This window comes from Hoeflea prorocentri (genome assembly GCF_027944115.1).
Classification (GTDB): Bacteria; Pseudomonadota; Alphaproteobacteria; order Rhizobiales; family Rhizobiaceae; genus Hoeflea_A; species Hoeflea_A prorocentri.
Map to the genome: position 1 here is coordinate 1,141,550 of NZ_JAPJZI010000001.1, position 19,043 is coordinate 1,160,592.

Annotated in this window: 17 protein-coding genes; 4 read left to right on the top strand and 13 right to left on the bottom strand. The window is 58.7% G+C overall.

Annotation, left to right across the window (positions count from 1 at the left end; all coding sequences use genetic code 11):
- Positions 1-298 precede the first annotated feature (298 nt).
- Complete coding sequence (locus OQ273_RS05220) at positions 299-682, top strand: DUF3307 domain-containing protein (protein ID WP_267989414.1); 384 nt, start codon at positions 299-301, stop codon at positions 680-682.
- 22 nt (positions 683-704) lie between these two features.
- On the opposite strand, the gene OQ273_RS05225 is transcribed toward OQ273_RS05220, so the two are convergent.
- Both OQ273_RS05225 and OQ273_RS05230 read right to left on the bottom strand, forming a co-directional pair.
- Positions 705-1,166, bottom strand: coding sequence for a cyclic nucleotide-binding domain-containing protein (locus OQ273_RS05225; protein ID WP_267989415.1), 462 nt, complete (start codon positions 1,164-1,166; stop codon positions 705-707).
- Positions 1,167-1,207: 41 nt separating this feature from the next.
- On the bottom strand, positions 1,208-3,922 hold the full coding sequence (locus OQ273_RS05230; RefSeq protein WP_267989416.1) for an ABC transporter transmembrane domain-containing protein: 2,715 nt from the start codon (positions 3,920-3,922) through the stop codon (positions 1,208-1,210).
- Between the two features lie 294 nt (positions 3,923-4,216).
- On the opposite strand from OQ273_RS05230, the gene OQ273_RS05235 reads away from it, so the two are divergent.
- The gene (locus tag OQ273_RS05235; RefSeq protein WP_267989417.1) at positions 4,217-4,885 is read left to right on the top strand and encodes a nitroreductase; all 669 of its coding nucleotides are present in this window, start codon (positions 4,217-4,219) and stop codon (positions 4,883-4,885) included.
- A gap of 9 nt (positions 4,886-4,894) precedes the next feature.
- On the opposite strand, the gene OQ273_RS05240 is transcribed toward OQ273_RS05235, so the two are convergent.
- Genes OQ273_RS05240 through OQ273_RS05250 form a run of 3 tightly spaced genes read right to left on the bottom strand, consistent with a single transcriptional unit; the run spans position 4,895 to position 8,374 of the window.
- Entirely contained in the window at positions 4,895-5,809 is a 915-nt protein-coding gene (locus tag OQ273_RS05240; RefSeq protein ID WP_267989418.1) for an ABC transporter permease, read from the bottom strand.
- On the bottom strand, positions 5,809-6,795 hold the full coding sequence (locus tag OQ273_RS05245; protein ID WP_267989419.1) for an ABC transporter permease: 987 nt from the start codon (positions 6,793-6,795) through the stop codon (positions 5,809-5,811). Before OQ273_RS05245 ends, OQ273_RS05240 begins: the two co-directional genes overlap by 1 nt.
- A gap of 13 nt (positions 6,796-6,808) precedes the next feature.
- Entirely contained in the window at positions 6,809-8,374 is a 1,566-nt protein-coding gene (locus OQ273_RS05250) for an ABC transporter substrate-binding protein (RefSeq protein ID WP_267989420.1), read from the bottom strand.
- Between the two features lie 310 nt (positions 8,375-8,684).
- Here OQ273_RS05250 and OQ273_RS05255 point away from each other — a divergent pair, with 310 nt between their 5' ends.
- Both OQ273_RS05255 and OQ273_RS05260 read left to right on the top strand, forming a co-directional pair.
- A complete protein-coding gene (locus OQ273_RS05255; protein ID WP_267989421.1) occupies positions 8,685-9,392 on the top strand; it encodes a Crp/Fnr family transcriptional regulator in 708 nt (235 codons plus the stop codon).
- Positions 9,389-9,964, top strand: a complete 576-nt coding sequence (locus OQ273_RS05260) for a DUF4202 domain-containing protein (protein ID WP_267989422.1) — start codon at positions 9,389-9,391, stop codon at positions 9,962-9,964. The genes OQ273_RS05255 and OQ273_RS05260 overlap by 4 nt, the downstream gene beginning before the upstream one ends.
- Before the next feature lie 95 nt (positions 9,965-10,059).
- On the opposite strand, the gene OQ273_RS05265 is transcribed toward OQ273_RS05260, so the two are convergent.
- From OQ273_RS05265 to OQ273_RS05300, 8 genes are read right to left on the bottom strand one after another with little or no spacing between them, the layout of a single operon-like run.
- Positions 10,060-10,443 (bottom strand): c-type cytochrome, encoded by a 384-nt coding sequence (locus OQ273_RS05265; protein ID WP_267989423.1) that lies wholly within the window; start codon positions 10,441-10,443, stop codon positions 10,060-10,062.
- A 22-nt stretch (positions 10,444-10,465) separates the two neighbouring features.
- On the bottom strand, positions 10,466-11,401 hold the full coding sequence (locus OQ273_RS05270; RefSeq protein WP_267989424.1) for an FAD:protein FMN transferase: 936 nt from the start codon (positions 11,399-11,401) through the stop codon (positions 10,466-10,468).
- Positions 11,398-11,925 (bottom strand): nitrous oxide reductase accessory protein NosL, encoded by a 528-nt coding sequence (locus OQ273_RS05275; RefSeq protein ID WP_267989425.1) that lies wholly within the window; start codon positions 11,923-11,925, stop codon positions 11,398-11,400. Before OQ273_RS05275 ends, OQ273_RS05270 begins: the two co-directional genes overlap by 4 nt.
- Positions 11,922-12,746 carry an ABC transporter permease gene (locus OQ273_RS05280; RefSeq protein ID WP_267989426.1) on the bottom strand — a complete coding sequence of 275 codons (825 nt, stop codon included), beginning with the start codon at positions 12,744-12,746 and terminating at the stop codon, positions 11,922-11,924. Before OQ273_RS05280 ends, OQ273_RS05275 begins: the two co-directional genes overlap by 4 nt.
- Entirely contained in the window at positions 12,743-13,675 is a 933-nt protein-coding gene (locus tag OQ273_RS05285) for an ABC transporter ATP-binding protein (RefSeq protein ID WP_267989427.1), read from the bottom strand. Before OQ273_RS05285 ends, OQ273_RS05280 begins: the two co-directional genes overlap by 4 nt.
- On the bottom strand, positions 13,672-14,931 hold the full coding sequence (locus OQ273_RS05290) for a nitrous oxide reductase family maturation protein NosD (RefSeq protein WP_267989428.1): 1,260 nt from the start codon (positions 14,929-14,931) through the stop codon (positions 13,672-13,674). The genes OQ273_RS05285 and OQ273_RS05290 overlap by 4 nt, the downstream gene beginning before the upstream one ends.
- A gap of 2 nt (positions 14,932-14,933) precedes the next feature.
- Positions 14,934-16,835 (bottom strand): TAT-dependent nitrous-oxide reductase, encoded by a 1,902-nt coding sequence (gene nosZ / locus OQ273_RS05295; RefSeq protein WP_267989429.1) that lies wholly within the window; start codon positions 16,833-16,835, stop codon positions 14,934-14,936.
- Positions 16,828-19,014: a NosR/NirI family protein gene (locus tag OQ273_RS05300; protein WP_267989430.1), complete on the bottom strand. Its 2,187-nt coding sequence runs from the start codon at positions 19,012-19,014 to the stop codon at positions 16,828-16,830. The genes nosZ and OQ273_RS05300 overlap by 8 nt, the downstream gene beginning before the upstream one ends.
- Positions 19,015-19,043 lie beyond the last annotated feature (29 nt).

Here is a 19,043-nt window from a genome sequence, read left to right on the forward strand (position 1 = left end):
CGTTTGTCCGATCGGAAAGGTCGCCGGCTTTGGCGCGGATGTACGACAATGCGCGTCTGTTCAGCCAAAACGGGGAAGGTTTTGCAAGATACCCATGTAACTCCATGAAAATATTATTTTTTATTTCCGATTGGCGGTCCGGTCATAATTGAGGCGCTAAACCGTGATGGCCATTGTTGCCCAAAAAAAGGGCGTAATCGCGCTAAAGCCGTTGACCACGCTCGAGTGACTCTCCATGTTGAGAAAGGAGGGGGCGAAGCCCAGGCTGTTGTGAGCGACGATCGCTCAAGGGTGGACTATGACGTTGTATATTGTATGGGCACTGATCGGCCTGCAGGTCAAGCACTACATTGCAGACTATACGCTCCAGTGGCCGTCCATGATCGCCGGAAAATGCGACCTGAAAAAAGCGGGTGGATACACGCACGCCGCTATCCATGTGGCGATGACCTTGCCGATCCTTCTGCTGTGCGGGCTGTCGCTGGCCACGATTGCGGCTTTGGCTGTATTTGAATTCGTCGTCCACTATGCGACGGACTACGCCAAGGGCTGGTACGATTGCAAACACAAGCTTGATGTGAACACCCGCCATTTCTGGGCTGTGCACGGCGCGGATCAACTGGTCCATCAGTTGACCTACGCGATCATCCTGGCAGTGATCATGATGTCGATGCGGGTTTGACCAGACGGTTGGCTGGTTTCAATCAACCGCTGGCGCGCTGATCCAGAACATGGGCAAGATCCGATGTCGTGTTGGCAAGCCTGCGGGCAAGTTCCCTGATGACTTCGACGGCGACATCGGGAAACTCGCCGATGAGTTCCATAAGGTTCTCGCGCTTGAGTTCCAGCAGGGTGAGTTGCCCGCGCGCCTTGACGGATGCCGTTCGCGGTACGTCGCAGAAAGCCGATATCTCTCCAAAAAGCGCGTTTGAACCGAGTTTTGCAACGACAACCTGGGTGTCCCCGCTGTCTGACAGAATATCCGCCTCGCCGCTGGCGATCAGATAGGCCGACGTGCCGTTTGATCCCTGCGCGAAAACCTCTTCACCGTCATCGAAGACGAGCTGGGTGGACGTATAGGCAATCAGCTTGAGTTTGCTTGGGTCGACGCTCTCAAAAAGCGGCACCTTCTGCAGCATGGCGACATCATCATCAAGCGTGCTCATTACAAATCTCCTGCTTTCCCATCGCCTTTATTCTCACAATATCAATTGGCCATCGCTTCAAGGCGCTCGGAAACCTTTTCCGGCGCTCCTTGGGACACAATCCGTCCGTGCTCCATCAAGAGTATTCTGTCGAAATCGTCCCAGCCGCCATTGTCTAGCGGTACACAGATGACACCCATATTGCGGGTGCCGTCCTGTTTGCCCATTTCCACAATGGTGTGGACAATTCTCATCCGTTCCCCGGCTTCAAGTGCCGAGAGCGCCCGGTTAAGAATAACAATGTCGGGCTGTTTCAACAACGCGCGCACCAGTTTCAGTTTCTGAGCCTGATTGCTAGAAAGATTGCGTCCGCCGTTGCCGATGTCGAATGACAGGCCGACATGGAAGACCGTGTCCGCAACTCCGCAACTCTCAAGCAGTGTCTTGATGGATTTCAGTACACGCTCGCGCGCGCCGATGCGGCGTGAATCGATCCGGCCGAAAAGGATATTGTCCAGGACGGACAGGGAAGGGTTGAAGCGGTCGGGATCGTGGAAAGCGACCGCATCGTTTTCCTGTTTGTCCAGCTCTTCGCGCAGCGTCTTGCGCGCCGCCAGAAACTGGTCCTGCAATTGCTGATCGACCAATCCGAAACGCGTCTGGGCCTCGCAGTAGTCGAAGGCCAGATCCAACATGGCTTCCAAATCGGCCTCGCTGGCATCGGACATCTTTTTGCCGGAGAGTTTTTCCAGGGCGAGTTTCATTTCCTGAAGGCGTTCAGGCGAGGGGCCGCCCGAGCGCTGCAACAGCGTGCTGTCTTCTGCCAGATCGCCGAACAGTTCGACATTGTTGCGTGCAATCTCAAGGCCGATGTCAAAGAGGCGCGACAGAAGCCCCATTTCATTCAAAAGTTTTCTGACCATCCGGTTTGCCGGCAAGCCTTCCTGGCTGAAGGACTCGTCCACGGATGTGCCGAAAATCAGGTTCTCGCCTATGGTCAGTTGATGGCTGTATTTTTCGGGATCGAACAGCTCGACAGCACCCCTGGAGCTTTCCCCCGATTGATTGTCAGCAAACTGGCGTCTTGCCTCCATGATGCCCGAGATCACCGTCTCGTCCGCGTTTGCCTCGAGCCGGCGCAGCAGCCCGTATTCGAGGACGTCTTCATAAAGGTCGACGCTGTGCATGATTGAAAGCAAACGGTCGGCGATCTCACCGGTCGGCCACTCCACATTCACTTCTGCCCCGAAGCTCGGATCCTTCACTTCGCCGGCTTTTGCCGATATCGGTTCGTTTTCATAGGGGCTGAATGCCGCTCCCGATCCGTCTTCCCCAAGGATCGGCGGTGCATCGCCGGTAAAGGGCAGGGTCTCTGCGAGGGCGGAACGAAGGCTGCCCCCTGCAAAGAAGATATTGCTGTCGGCATAGCCGATGCGCTGGCCCGTCTGCCTTTCAGGTACGGATCTCAGATCCTCTCCGTCGAGGGTGATGTGACCCGAACTTGTGACCAGGAGCCTTGCCAGAACCTCGGCGACATATTCGGCACCTGAATCGGCATTGCCGACAATCGCGAGTGCTTCGTTGCGCGAAATCGAATTGGTGAAATCCTGGATCACGGGCTGCTCCTGGGAATCCAGAACGGTCACGTGATCCAGTTCAAACCCGTCCCTTATCGGATCGGCCGGTTTGTCGCCGGGCTCCTGACGGGCTCCTGGCATAATCGGCGTGTTGGCAAAATCCTCAACGGCCTGTTCGTAGCGAATCTGGTTCAACAGGCGTTGCTGGTCCCAGTCGATGATGCCTTTGATCGGGGAGGGCAGGTCCTTATAGGCGGCGATGGAGGCGACGAGCGCGCCTAGATCCATGCGGCCGGTGATAACCAGGTAGCCGCCCAGAAGATAGAAGATGAAGGCCAGGAACTGGATCAGGAAATTGTTGAGGAACTTGACCTGGAACTTACGCTGATAGAGCTCGAAACGGATGACCACAATGCGCCGGAGCATCTGCCAGATGTTGGAACGTGCGCGGTTTGAGGTGCCGTGCAGGTGGACATCGTCCATGCCTTGTACGAATTCACCGATCCTGCCGGACAGTTTACGTGCCGTTTGCTGGCGCTGGCGTCCGAGTTCCAGCAGCCGGCGGCGAAGCCGCGGGATGATCCATGCCTGAAAGAGGACGATCACCAGGGTAATAACCCCGAACATGGTGTTTTGCAGGAACAGGAAGGTCAGGCCTGTCAGTGCTTGCGCACCGAGAAACACCGGGGCCGAGAACGCATCGCCGAAAAACTGCCCGAGCGGCTCGACTTCGTCCTTGATGACACTGGTTATCTCCGAAGGCTTGACGCTTCGCGCCTTTGCGATGGGATAACGCAGGACACGGTCGAACAGTTCGTAGCGCAGGCGACGCAGGAGTTTTTCGCCAAGCTTGCCCTTGTAGGTGTTGATGTAGAGCTTGAACCAGCCGTTGAGGGCAACGGCGACCAGAAAGCCCAGCGCCAACGCGATGAGCATTTGCTGGCGGTCGAGTTGCAATCCGCCGAAGAGATTTATCGTCTGCCCGAAAAGCGTATCGGCAAAGGGCAGATCGATGGACAGGAAAGGCTGTGTTGCCTGGGGCGAATCAAAACCGTCTCCCTGAATCGGGCCATTGACGATGAGCTTTGGCAACTGAAGCATCTGAAAATAGACCGGCATGGAGACCAGGACCACGACAAAGATCCAGACCTGCTGCTTGCGCGAGTGATCCCAGATGTATCGAAGAAGATTACGCTGCAAGGTTGTCCTCAGTTGCGTGGCACGGCCGCCGCCCCGGATTGCCCGATGGAACAGCGCCTGAACCCTTGACCGAAGGCATGACCAAGTCAAGACGGGCTGCCAAAGGGTCGGGTCCAAAATAACCGTTATCGGCATTTTTTTACCCGGTTTCCCTCGGCCTTGCAAAACAAACCGTTGGCTCAATTGGCGGCGGCGGTGGATGCGCGCGGCGTTCGCACGGGGTTCTTGTCGTTCGGACAGTTTTGGACGCATAGTCAGCCGACAACATCAAACAGTATTGGCAGGTTGAATCTTATGAACGTATCGGATGCACTCACGTCCCGAATTGCGTGCCGCGCTTTTAAGCCGGACCCCGTGCCTGAGGAGACGGTTCGCACCATACTTGAGACTGCCAGGCAGGCACCTTCCGGCGGCAATCTGCAGCCCTGGCATGTCTACGTTCTGTCAGGCGCGTCGCTTTCCGGGCTGATTGCGGATGTTGGCGAACGCTCTATTGCAACGCCGCGCGGGGCGCCGACACAATACGAGATCTATCCGAAATCACTGAAAGAACCCTATTCATCCCGCCGCTTCAAATGCGGCGAGGATCTTTATGCCACGCTCGGCATTTCGCGGGAGGACAAGGCGGGCAGGGTCGCGCAATTCATGCGCAATTACGCCTTTTTCGGAGCGCCGGTTGGCCTGTTCATTTACCTCGACCGAACCATGGGTCCGCCGCAATGGGCCGATACCGGGATTTTTCTTCAGAGCATCATGCTTCTGGCGCGTGAGTACGGGCTTCATACCTGCCCGCAGGAGGCCTGGGCCGTTTGGCATGAAGCCGTGTCCGCCCATCTTGATCCACCGGATGAGTGGATGCTGTTTTGCGGTATGGCTCTTGGCTACATGGATGAGGACGCGCCCGTGAACACCCTGCGTACCGAGCGGGCGGGCGTCAGTGAGTTTGCAACATTCCTCAGATAGGGCCTTTGGTTAGCGCAGCCTGGGATTGAGTGCGTCCCGCAACCAGTCGCCAAGCAGGTTGACGGACAGTGCAAGCAGCAGTAGCGCCACCGACGGGAAAAGCAGGATCCACCATTCGCCGGAGAACAGAAAACCCTGGCCGATGCGGATCAGGGTTCCGAGCGACGGCTGGGTGGGCGGTGCGCCGACGCCCAGAAACGAAAGGGTCGCTTCGGCAATGATCGCCAGGGCGAGGCTGATGGTCGCGATGACCAGAACCGGGCTGAGAACGTTCGGCAGGATATGACGCAACATGACGGCAAACGGGCTCCGGCCGATCAGTTTCGCCGCCTGGACATATTCCTTGTTCTTTTCAACCAGTGTCGCGCCGCGCACAACGCGCGCAAACTGAACCCAATCGGAAAGCCCGATGGCAAGGATCAGCACCCAGATCGCCATCTGGTCGCGCATGTCGACCGGTGTGAAGCCCTTGGCGATTCCAAAGATGAGCATGGCAACGAGAATGGCGGGAAAGGTCAGCTGTATATCGGCAATGCGCATGATGACCGCATCGGTCCAGCCGCCGAGATAACCGGCCAGAAGACCCGTGCTTACGCCCAGAACCATTGCAAACAGCACCGCCATGAAGCCGACGAAAAGAGAAACACGCATGCCGTAAAGAATGGTTGAGAACATGTCGCGACCCTGACCGTCCGTACCGAGAAAGAAGGAATCGCCGGTAAAGGCGTTGGGTGTCATGGGGGCCGAAAACCCGTTCATCAGGTTCAATGTTGATGGATCATAAGGATCATGCGGGGCGATGAGCGGCGCAAACAGCGCCCCAAGAATGAGAGTTGTCACCACCAGGGTCGAAACCATCGCCAATGGAGAGCGGCGGAAAGACCACAGGAAATCCGATTGCCAGGCGGTTGCCAGTACGCTCATCAGCCCTTGGCCTCCGCAACGCCCTCTGTCCGCAGCCGTGGATCGACGGCAAAATAAAGCAGGTCGACAATCAGATTGATGGCAACGAACATGACGGAGATGAGCAGCAGATAGGCCGCCATGACCGGAATGTCGACAAACTGGATTGCATTGACGAACAGCAAGCCGACGCCGGGCCATTGAAACACCGTCTCGGTGATGATGGCGAAAGCGATGATGGACCCGAGCTGCAGCCCGGTTACCGTGATTACCGGCACAAGGGTGTTTTTCAAAGCATGGCGAAAATGCACAACCCGGTCGGGCAGGCCACGCGCCCGGGCGAAGCGAATATAGTCCTGGCGCAAGACCTCCAGCATTTCCGAGCGGACAAGTCGCATGATCAGCGTCATCTGATAAAGACCGAGGGTGATTGCCGGCAGGATCAGGGCCTTGAGGCCGGACTCGGTAAGAAAACCGGTCGTCCAGCTGCCGACCTTTACGGTTTCTCCGCGGCCGAAGCTCGGCAGCCATCCAAGTTCGACCGAGAACAGGTAGATCAGCAATATTCCGATCAGGAAGGTCGGCAGCGAAACGCCGATCAGCGACAGGCCCATGATGATATTGGCCGCCAGCCCATTTCGCCTTATGGCGGTGAAGACACCCATCACAATACCGATCGTAATCGCCAGCAGGCCCGATACGGCCGCCAGTTCCAGCGTCGCTGGTGCGCGTTCAGCCAGAATGTCGGCAACGGGCCGGCCCTGCCGGTAGCTGACGCCGAAGTCGCCGTGTGCCGCATTGCGCATGAACTTGTAATACTGGACGGGAAAGGGCTCATCGAGACCGAGCTGCGTGCGCAGTCGCTCAACGTCCGCCTCGGTGCGTTCCTGGCCGAGCATATTGTCGATCGGGTCGCCAACGAAACGAAACATGGAAAACGCAACCAGGCCGACGATGAATAGAACGACGACCGCCTGGAAGGTACGTTTTATCGCGTAGGCCAGCATGGGTTGGCCTTGATCAGTTGACGTTCACCCATCTGAGGATAAAGAAATTGTCCGGGCGTTGCGTCATGTCGATATTGCTTCTGGAACCCCAGACGAGCGGCTGGACGTAAAGCGGCACATAGGCCGTTTCGTCACGTAGGATTGTTGCTGTCTCGTCAAGCATAGCCTGACGCTTGGCATCATCGATTTCCGACTGGATCATTGGCAACAGAGTGTCGACGCGCTCGTTTGAGAAGCCTCCGAAATTCCAGGAGCCGAGTTTCTTTTCCGCATTGGGCGTTGCCATCAGGAAGCGGATTGGATGTTCGGCATCGAATGTCCCGGGCGACCAGCCGAGCAGGTACATGTCGTAATTGTCGGCGCGCAATTCCGGCCAGTAATTACGCACGGGCATGGCGTCCAGTTCGGCTTTCAGACCGATCTGCGCGAGCATGCCTACGACGCCCTGACAGACAGCCTCGTCGTTGAGATATCGGTCGTTCGGACATTTCAGCCCAAAGGAGAACCCGTCAGGAAATCCTGCTTCGGCGAGCAGGGCCTTGGCGCCCTCGATGTCGTAGGCAGGCCTGTCTCCAACCGCTTGCGAGTAACCGCGCATGGCCGGACTGACGAGCTGGTTTGCCGGCTCTGCATTGCCCCGCATGATGGTTGCGAGGATCGCATCGACATTGACGGCCTTTGCCACTGCTTCGCGTACGCGCGCATCTTGGAACGGATTGGGCTTGCCTGCATCGCCGGTATATTTGATTTCATCGGCCTCGTGCCCGAAGCCGAGCATGATGACACGGGCCTCGATGCCCTGCAGTACCTTGACGTCATCACGCCCCTTGAGGCGTTCGGCATCCTGGATCGGGACCGGGTTGATCATGTCAACATCGCCGGACAGCAGTGCGGCGACAGCTGTGGCCGGATTCTGGATCGGCGTGAATTCGGCCCGTGTGACGTTGTGTTCGGCCTCTCCCCACCAATCCGGGAAAGGCACCAGCACGGTTTTCAGTCCGGGCTGACGCTCGGCCACCATGAATGCACCGGTTCCGTTTGCGTTGAGCGTGGCAAAATTGCCTTCCTCCTTGTCGGGCCGCTCGGTGCCGTTGGCGGCTGCCCAGCCGGAATCCATGATCATCCAGTTGGCGATAGAGTCGGGAAAAATGGGATTGGGCTGATTGGTCATGAAGTCGACGGTATAATCGTCGACCACGCGGACCTCCGATACCGGTGCGAACCATGACGAGGTGTCGGCTTCTTCGCTGGATGCGCGCTCATAGGAAAATTTGACGTCTTCGGCGGTGAACTCCGATCCGTCATGGAACTTGACGCCTTCGCGCAGTTTGAAGCGCCAGCCTTCGCCCTGGCCGATGGGTTCCCAACTGACCGCCAGCGCCGGTTCGATGCTCATATTCTTGTCGCGGCGAACAAGGCCTTCATAGACATTGTTGAGGAAGCCGAGAACAGGCGCGGAGTTGACCGCGTGCGGGTCCATCGTTTGCGGGTCGGTGACCGACGCCCAACGGAAGGTTTCCGCGTGTGTCGCCGAGCCTGCCAGCGCGAGAAAGAGAGATCCCAATATCAGTCGCTTCATGACGCAATCCTTTTATGACGATCTGCCTGATACCGTTTTCTCAATAGTCATGGAACGGCGATCGAAATCAGGCAGGCTGTTACCCCTGCAAAGTGGCGGCGCCCGGTCTCCCGGTTGCTTCCGCCAGTCTTCATACCCCGGTCACCGTTATTTGGTTTGCCGAGGCACTGATTGGACAATATGATTGTCTCACGGTGATGGGCAAGTCACCGGTGTGCAATCAAGTCGGCGCGCCGAATGCCTTTGTCCGCTTCAAAGGGCGAGTGTGTCGGGTTCGAGCGTTACGTAGGGTCAAAAGCGGAGGGGTAATATGCAACAACCGGCCGATCGGCAGATAGCCATGGAATCCATTCTCTTGGCCACTGCACCTGCCGATGTTGCAAGCACCATCCTCGACCAGTCCGAGGCCCGCAGTTTTGAACGCGGTGCGACTATTTTTCTGCAGTCTGAGCCGGCCCACAGCGTCTATGTTGTTCTGGAGGGTTGGGTAAAATTGTTCCGGATATCACAGAACGGTGGCGAAGCCATTGTCAGCGTCATGACCAAGGGACAAAGCTTCGGAGAAGCAGTTGCCTTTCGCAATGACGCCTATCCGGTGACTGCGGAGGCAGCGACCGATTGCCGGCTGCTTCAGGTCCGCGCCAATCTGATCCTGACGATGATGAAATCGCGTCCGGAGGTTTGTCTGGCAATGCTGGCGTCGACCTACAAACATCTTCACGGACTTGTTGCGCAAATTGAGCAGTTAACGGCTCAAACGGGAGCCCAGAGGGTCGCTGAGTTTCTGCTTGAGCTTTGCCCGGTGGAGGAAGGCCCGTGTGCCGTCACGCTGCCCTATGACAAGGTGCTGATTGCCGGCAGGCTTGGCATGAAACCGGAGAGCCTGTCGCGTGCCTTTGCCCGCCTTCGTTCGGTCGGCGTCAAGATCAGCCAGAACCAGGCGGCAATTTCCGATGTCAGGCGGCTGCACACCTACGTCGAGTCCGACAGGGCCGATGCGTGGAACTGGGCACAATGAGTGGGCGGTTTGAAACCGTCATTTCGGCAATCGATGCGGCGAATTCGGACGATCCGGCGTTAAAACACGATGGCAATGAGGAGATGCCCGCCGCGTTGCTCTATGGCCGCAGGATGTCAGCCGAGCTTGAACTTGTCGATCCGGGCGCAAGCGAGCTTTTGAAGGTCGCGGCGCGCGGCCAGCATATCGAACGCTGGAAAATGCCACGTAACAGCTATCCGGAGGGGCGTACAGGTTACCTCGCCTGGCGTAAGGCGCAGGCCGTCTTCCACGCACAGCGCGTTGGTCAGATCATGCGCGATGCGGGTTACGATGAGGCCGATTGCGACCGCGCGGGAACGCTTCTGCGAAAAGAGGGCATCAAGCGTGATTGCGAGGTGCAGATGCTCGAAGATGTTATCTGCCTTGTGTTCCTGAAATGGTATTTCGCGGACTTTTCCAGGGAACATTCGTCGGAGAAAGTCTTCCGGATCGTTCAAAAGACAGCCCGCAAGATGTCCGATGAGGTCAGGACCCGCGTTCTTCGCGAGTTTGACTTGCCGGCTGACTTGCTGCCGGCGCTCCAAGCCTGAAAGGGCCGGCCCCGTAGACCGGCGCTATTTCTCAAGTAGGAACCAGTTCGTATCGTTCTGCAACGTCCAGTGGTCCCGCCTGCAGACGAAGCCGTCTATTCGAAGGTCTTGAGATAGGCGATGACGTTCTGTCTGTCTTTTTCCTTCTTCAGGCCCGCGAAACTCATCTTGTTGCCTGGCAGATATGTCTTTGGCTTTTCGAGATAGCCGTCCAGTTCCTCCACCGTCCAGACAAACCCTTCGCCCTTTTTCTCGATGAAAATGGCAGAGTATTTGAAGTCCTCAATCGAGGCGATTTCGTTGTCGACAATGCCGTTGAGGTGAGGTCCGACCTTGTTCTTGGCACCGTCGCCGACCGCGTGGCAGGCTTTGCATTTCCTGAACACCTTTTTGCCTGCGTCTGCGTCGCCATCGGCAAAAGCCGGTGTGGCGAGGACAGCAAGCGCAACCGATGCGATGACTGTTTTCAGGATCGACATAATTATTCCTTTTGATTTTCCGTTAGATCAGGATTTCGAGTGAGACGTTTGGCATCGCTGCAAGTGTCGCGTCGATTTGCTCTCTCGTCATGAGGCAGAAGGCGGTGGAAAGACCGTCGGCCAGCGCCGCGTTGGCGGCAGAAACGGAAACAAGGCTCCATTGACCGCCGGGTCTGCCGGTGCGCGGATCAATGATGTGTCCGATACTGCCGGTTGCATCCAGAACGGTCCCAAGCGGGGCAGATGTCGCCAGGGCGCGATCATTTAAAGGGATCCGGCTTTGAACGCGGCCTTCGGGGTCCACGATCCCGGCGCGCCAGGGGCCGCCCCTTGGCGCTTTGCCGAGGGCGGCAGTTTCTCCCATATTGATGGCGATATCGGTCAGGCCATGCCGGCGCAGGAGAGCGGCTATCTTGTCCGTAACATAACCTTGCGCGATGCCGTTGAGAGTCAGCGCCATGTCACGGGAAGCAAAGGAGAGGGATGCGCCCCGCCTTTCAAGCCCTGTCCAGCCGGTCTGTTCCAGCACCCGGATGATCTGTTTCTCCGTCGGCGCTGTGTTGTTTGCCGAGGTCTGCGCATAGAGCGCCCACAGAGGCTGGATCGTTGGGTCGAATGCGCCCTGCGTTGCGGCATGAAGAGCGTCGCACAGCGAAAGAAGTTCGATCATTTCTGCCGGCGCATCTGACAACCGACCATCCTTGTTCAGACGGGAAAGCGCCGAGTGCGGGCGATAAAGGCTGAAAATGTTCTCAAGCCTTGAGACTTCAGCCTCCACGGCCGCAAAAACTCCGCTTGCCGCGGATGGTTCAACGCCTGCAAGGCTCATCGAGGCCGGCGCGCCAAGCGCGGTGCCGCGCCAATTGGCGACCGGAGCCGAAGCAAGTGCGGATCGCGGCAGAGCGACGGCCGCCGCAGTCAGAGCCAGAAAGCGCCGGCGCTGAAGTCGGGGCATCATCGCGTCGTCTCCCCGGGCAAGTCGAACTCGACCGCGCCCAGAACCGTGTCGTCGGGAATTTCGTCGAGTGTGGCCACCTTGCCGCCGCGCTTTGCGACAAAATTCGAGGCGTCGGTTTCGTCTGCGAATGGCACGACTTCCGGCGCGCCCATGCCGCCCTTCGCGTCGGATCCGATAACAAATTTGGCGCTGCCCGCATCGATCCAATTGCTCATTCCGGGCTCGTCCCAGCTCTTGGCGACGGACATGTTGCTGACATAGACCGCTGTCACCGGAGCCTCACGCTCGGAACTGCGCAGATAGGCGACCGCGTCGCGCACCTGCGCGAAAAACAACGGATTGGGCATGCCTTCCAGATGGATCTGTGCCTTGGGGCCGCCATGTTCGGAAACCCACATCTGGCAGTAATGGCTGAGCGCCTGCTCGGTCAGCGGCACGGGCGGCGGCGCTTCCGCCTTTTCTTCGCTGCAGGCGGAAAGGAAGAGGGCTGCAACAGGCACAAGGAGGATCAGAGCTTTTCTCATGGTTCAACTCTCCTGAAGGCGTGGCGTGCAAGGAAAAAGGCCAGAACCGGCCACAGGATCAGCGAGGCAGGTGCGGCCCAGACGGGCAGGGCGCTTGCTGCGCCCGTCATGCCGTTTGCCAGTGCGACGTTCTCGGAGGCCGAGACGTTCCACAGGCGGAAGGCGTCGGCCGGGTTAAGGGCCAGAAGCCATGGGAAGACGGAACGGGTGAAGACGCCTCCATTGTCGAAGACAACAGCGCCAAGCATGCCAAGGTCGTAGAGCACGACAAAGACCAGCCAGAGACCGGCGGCGAAGCCGGCGGCTGCCGTGGAACTGCGGGCGAGGGCGGACAGAGCGTATCCGAGCGCCAGGAAAACGGCCCCCAGCAGGATCGATGTGGCGATCAGCCGAAGAAGTGCGACAATGCTCTCCTGGCCGGCACCCCCGGCAAAGCCGGCGGCCAGTCCCGCCGCGCCGAAGCCGATGACCATCGCGAGTGCGATGGTGCCCAGATGAGCGACGAATTTGCCAAGCAGGATCTCTCCACGGGAGACGGGATAGGTCAGAAGCAGTGCCAGACCGCCGCGCTCGTTTTCACCGGCAATAGCGTCAAAAGACATCATCAGTGCCAAAAGCGGCGCGAGGTAGACCGACAGGGTTGTCATCGATGCGACGGAAACCGTCAGCAGGTCGACCCCGAGCGCGCCGGTTGGCGCTGCGCCGGCAAATGTCAGCGCCAGGGCGAAGAGCGTCATGATGAGACTTGCCATGACCACCCAGAGATTGCGCCGTGCGATGTGAAATTCTGCCGCTGCGACGGCCAGGATGCGCGACATCATGTGCGATCCTCCCCTGAATAATGGCGATAAAGGTCTTCAAGGCTCGGCGGATCCATCTCGACGTCGATAACGAGATCGCCGAGGGCGGCGATATGGGCGAGACGCTCCATCTTGTTTTCCGGCTGGCACAGAAGTTCGACCGAGGCACCGTTGATACGCTTGCCGCCGAGCCGGGCATGGATTTCCGCCGCGTCGTTGTCGCGCGCCGTCAACATGAGCCTTATCGGCAGCTCGGCACGTGAGCTTAGATGCGCCAGCGTATCGTTGGCGACGAGCTGTCCCTTTCGCATGATGGCGATGCGGTCCGTTCGTGCCTCGACTTCCGTCAGGGCGTGGGAGGCAATGAGGACAGCTGTGCCGTTTGAGGCCATTTCGTCGATAATCGCATAGAGGTCATGCCGTGAAATCGGATCGAGCCCGCTGGTCGGTTCGTCGAGCAGGGCGATGCTTGGCTTGCCAAGTAAAACCTGAGCCAAACCAAGGCGTTGACGCATTCCCTTCGACCAGGTTCCAATGCGCCTGTCGGCCGCGTCGGCAAGACCGACGCGCTCAAGCAGCGGTCCCGTCACTTTCGGGGACTCGCCGGCCAGCCGGGCAAACAGCTTTAATTGTTCGCGTCCCGTCAGGGAGCGATGGAAGGTGACCGCCTCGGGAAGATAGGCGGACGCCTTGCGCGCCTCCGCCGAGCCGGGCACAGCGTTGGCGACCCGGACTTCGCCTTCGCTCGGCGACCAAAGACCCAGGACGATCTTCATGAGCGTCGTTTTGCCCGCACCATTGTGGCCGAGAAGTGCCACCCTTTCGCCGGGCGCGAGGAAAAAATTGACGTCGTGCAGGGTCTCGGCGTCGCCGTGACGCTTGAAGAGACCCGTGACCGAAAGGACAGAGTCGGTTTGAGGAGGCATTTGATCTTTCATGGGATTGCTCATGATGCATCTCCAAGGTCAGGGACCGTGATTTCAACCGGCCGCATCAACGGCTTGCTGTCGATCACGCCGCCCGGAAGCAGTGCCGGAAAACTCGACTGAGCCCAGCGCACAAGCTGAACGGCTGGCGCGCCAAGAAGCAACTTGGCGGCAGGCTGGGTCCAAAGGATGTGATCCATGCTGTCATTGGGACGGTAGGGGGCGTCGGCTATGCCGTCACCGTTTATGTCATAGGCGGCGAAATCGCTCCAATGGTTGCCGCGGCCTTCCGCGGACCAGTCGACCCAGCGCGAGCCGACATATTTGACCTGTGTCCGGTTGCCGATGAAGGCGTTGCCGGTGATCGCGTTGCGTTCCGAACCGGCGGTGAAATGGATGCCGATGGCGCAACGCTCGAACCGGTTGCCGTCCACGATGTTCTTGTGCGCATTGTAGAGAAAGACACAGCGGTTCTTTCCGTCCCGGACAAGATTGCTGCGTATCTCTGACTGGTTGGCATAGTTGAGCATGACACCATGCTCCGCATCGCCGATCGAAATATTGCCGACCACCCGCACACGCTTTGAAAACATGACGGCGTAGCCCAAATCATTGCCGATGGAGATGTTGCCGGACACTTCACTGTCGTCGGCGTACATGTAGTGGACCGCGAAGCGCAGATTGCGGAAGCGGTTGTTGGTGAATTTGTTCTTCTTCGACGTGTTGACGAAAATTCCGTCGCGGCCCCAGCGGACGTCGTTGCCGTCAACGACCGCACCCGGCGCGTTCCAGACATAGACACCATTGCCGCGATCATTCATCCGGTGATCCTTGCGGCCGATGATAAGATTGCCGGATACGCGTGCATTCTTTGCGCCATGAATATCAACGCCATGCAGATTTTCGATGATCCGATTGTCTTCGACGACGGCGCCTTTGGCTTTCTTGTCGAGCTTGACGCCCGAGTCGATCGTCTCGTGGGAGGATCCCGATCCCTTGATGGTCAGACCGCGTATGGTCACGTCCGGAGCGGAGACGGTTATGACGCTGCCGGTCCCGCTACCTTCCAGGGAAGCCTCGCCGTCACCGTCCAAGGTCAGGGGGCGGTCAATCACTATGCTGGCGAAATGGGTGCCGGGGGCGAGACGCAGAATGTCGCCATCCTGCGCCTCGCCCAAAGCAGTTTCCAACGCCCCGGGCTCTGCCGGCACATATCGTTCGTCCGCAAGGCAAGCCAGCGGCCAAATCAACAGCGCGGTCATGAGCCCGAGACGCAGCATGGTCAGGCTCCTCTGGGCTCGACGAACATGCGGCCGCGCATTTCCATGTGCAGCGCGTGGCAGAACCACTGGCAGTAGAACCAGTGAACGCCCGGACGTTCCGCAACGAATGTCACGGAGGCCGTTGCCAATGGCGCCACTTCAATGGCGACGCCGAAGTTCGACAGGCAGAAGCCGTGGGTCAGGTCGTCGATATCGTCGAGGTTGGTGATGTAGACCGTCACCTCATCGCCCTGCTTCACCGTGAATTTCTCCATGCTGAAGGTGGGCGCGACGGATGTCATATAGACCCGTACCTTGTTGCCGTCCCGGATCGGTTCCTCGGCGCCTTCCTCCAGATCGACGCCATCGGCGGCGGCCTGTTTGATGGCGTCCTCGAACATCGGGTCGTTGCGGTCCCAGACGGTGACCGGATTGACCTTGGAACGGTGGACGATGATGCTGTCATGCGGCTCGGCGAATGTCGGGCCGTCATGGACAACCTTCATCTCGTCGCCCGAGATATCGATGAGCTGCTCATTCTCCGGCTTCAGCGGACCAACGTTCAAGAAACGGTCCTTGGAGAACTTGTTCATCGAAATCAGCCATTTGCCGTCAGCTTCCGCGGTTTCACCCATGGAGGTTGAGTTATGGCCCGGCTGATAGTGAACGTCGACCTTGGAGATGATCGGATCGACATCAGCACCTGCATAGGCCTGCAGGGCCTTGTCCATGTTCCACTTGACGACCTGGCTGTCGAGGAAGAGGGTCGTGAAGCAGTTGCCCTTGCCGTCGAAGGCCGTGTGGAGGGGCCCAAGACCAAGCTGAGGCTCGGCGACGATGCAGGAACGCGGATCGGCATCGGCATCGAACAGAGGAGCGACTTTTTCCACATCGATCACCGAGACGGTCGGCGACAGCTTCCCGTTGATGACCACGTGACGCTTGTCCGGCGCCGTGTTGCAGCCGTGCGGGCTGTTGGGGATCGGTACGTAGCGGGTCAGCTTCGAGCCTTTGCGGCCATCGACGACAGGCACGCCATGCAGCTCCTGATAATCACCGGCTGCGACAGCCTCTTCGATGCGCTTGATGTCGAAAATGACCACATGGTCCGTTTCGTTTGCCGTCATTTCGGCAAGGTTCGTACCCATCTCCGAGTTGTAGCTGGTGGCGAATGCGTATTTGCCCTGATAGTCGCAGTCGCAATTGTCAAGGTTACCGCTGACGATGACCTGCCATGCCACTTCCATCTTGTCGCCGTCGATGGCGGAGAAGATGTTGACGTATTCTTCGGGCTTGTCGAGGATCGTGCCGTCATTGATCAACGGAGCCTCGTGTTCGCCATTGGCGAAGACATAGCCGGTGCGTGGATACTTCTGCGGACGCAGACCGTGAATGTCCTTTGCGTTCGGGATCTCGAGGATCTTGTCGCATTTCATGACATCGCAACGGATGCGGGCAACACGCGTATTGGCCTTGTCGTTGGCGAAGAGGTAGCGCCCGTCATAGGTGCCGTCGGTAAACGACATATGCGGGTGGTGCAGGTCGCCATTGTCATAGGTGACCTTTCCCTGCGCCTTCAGATAGGCCTTGGTTTCAGGCAACAGGCCTTCCGTCATGATCTTCAGCGATTCATTCGTCTGGCCCCAGCCCGTTGCCGAGCAGCGGTTGAAGACGGGAATACGCATCAGTTCGCGCATGGACGGAACGCCCAGAATGCGGATCTCTCCGGTCTGGCCGGACGACCAGAAGCCGTAATATTCGTCCAGTTCGCCGGGTGCCAGCGCGAAGTCTCCGGATGCGGCCTGTGCAGGCTCACCGGATGCAAGGAGGCTGGTGCCGGCCGCGGCCAACACTGCTCCCCCTGCCGTTGCTCCGAGCAAGTCACGCCTGTTGATGGTCAATGATTTACTCTTTTCAGACATTAGCTCTCTCCTTTTTAGAAGCCGGTATGGTGGCTGCCGCGGGCGGCGCCGTGGGATTCTTCTTGTTGCGCGCTTCGAAGGCGGCGCGGCTTTTGAGCTTGCGCATCACGACGGGGCATTTGCTCCCGGACTGGTAAAGCACCTGGCAGTGCAGGCAGTTGACGCATTCATTGGGATTGATCTCGCCGGTCGGGTGAATGGCCTGGACCGGGCATTCATTGGCGCAGGTCCGGCAAGGATGACCGCACTCGTGATAACGCTTGAGCCAGTCGAACATGCGGATGCGGGCCGGTATCGCCAACGCCGCGCCAAGCGGGCACAGGTAACGACAGTAAAAACGCTCGACAAAAAGGCCAACAACGAGGAGACCGACGGCGAACAGGACAAAGGGCCATGCGCGGGCGAACTTCAGAATGATCGCCGTTTTGAAGGGTTCGACCTCGGCAAAGGTTTCGGCCAATGGTATCGAGCCCAGCGATATGCCGAAGAGCGCAAGGAAAATCATGTATTTGACCGGCCACAGCCTTTCGTGGAGGCCCCAGGGCAACTCCCACTGCGGAACCTTGAGGGCGCGGGCGATCTTGTTGGTCAGTTCTTGCAGGGCCCCGAACGGGCATAGCCAGCCGCAATAGGCTCCTCGTCCCCAGAAGACGAGGGCGGCGGCGACGGAGAACCAGAGGATGAAGATCATCGGGTCGAGCAGGAACGCATCCCAGGTAAAACCCTGTTGCAGCGCGCCGGCAAGAGCCATGAGGTTGACCACGGAGAGCTGGGCATTGGCGTACCAGCCGAGAAATACCAGCGTGACGGTGAGGAAACCCATGCGGAACCAGAACAGCGCACGCTCGTTGCGCGTGGCCTGAAGCTGGAAGAAGAAGACGCCGGTGAGCACCGTAAGCATGGCTGCAAGCACACCGATCTCGATCTTGCGGTCGAGCCAGATGCGTTGCCAAAGCGCGGTCTTTGCGGCGGCCTCTTCGGCTGCGTCATCTACGGAGACGGGCGTTACGGGAAGAAGATATTTCTCTGGCAGTCTGTAGCCGAGATCAAAGGTCAGGAAGCTCTTGTCCACCGGGCCGGTTGCCCGCTGCGCCAGAAGCTGAAGACGCCAGGGTTCAGCTGGATCAAACTCGGAATCGGCCGGGATTTTGAAAATGTCCAGCTCGGTAAAATTGGGCGCGTCGGATGTAGCCGTCGTGCCGAGGCGGCGGTGCTGCTTGTCGAAGAAGCGCACGGACCAGTCGCCCTGAATGAGCTGTATGCGGTCGAATATGCCGCCGCGCACATAGCCTGAGCCCTTGAAGGAATAGCGGCCCCTGCCGGCCACCAGGATTGCGTGTTCGCCTTCGTCGAGCCATTCTTCGAGGTTCGCGTATTCGGCGTCACCAAGCAGGCTGAGGCCGATGGACGGCACGCTGACGAGCGCCGCCTTCATATCGATATAGGTGTCCGTGTCAGGACCCTTATCCGGGCGTGCAGCAGCGCGGGCATCGCCGGAATTTGCAAAGGCGCTGTTGATCTGACCAACGTCCAGGGTCAGCGAGCGGATTGAGCCATCCCCGGTCAGGGTCAGCCAGTCTTCGGTCTCGCTGAGATCCATATTCAGTTCGCGCTGCGGCCCGCTGGCAGCGTCCGGGGATAGGCCGCCCAGGCCAAGGGCGCGGGCAACCTTTAGTCCGCCACGCACAAGTGAATCGTCGATGACCATGATGGTTACGGTGGCGCCGGAAATGATATCGAGCTCATGGGCCGATCCGCCTGCGGCTGCCTCGGCCTTCAAATCGAGGCCGGCATAGCCTTCCGTCAGGCGCTTGACCTTGGCGTCCGGTATGCCGATGAGAACAATGGGTTCGGAGTGCTCGACGAGCTGCACGCCTGTCAGGACTGCGTCGTCATTCATGGCTGCGACCACGTGGATCGGTTTGCCGGAATAGCCGGTCGTCCCGACAAAATCAGATGTCAGGAATACCCAGCCGACTGTCTTTCCGTCTTTTAAGACCGGGGCGACCGGGACATCATTGCGCAGGCCGCCGAATCCTGTTGCGCCCGGTACAAGTTGACTGGCCTCCAGTTTGCCGAGGAAACGCGGTAGTTCAGCCTCATCTGCGGCAAATGCCGGCAGTGCAAGCAAAAGCATCGCAAGAGCCAGAAAGGCGCTCAGACAGGTGCGGGTCTGCAACAAGGTTCTCCCCATTTCAGGAGAAACAC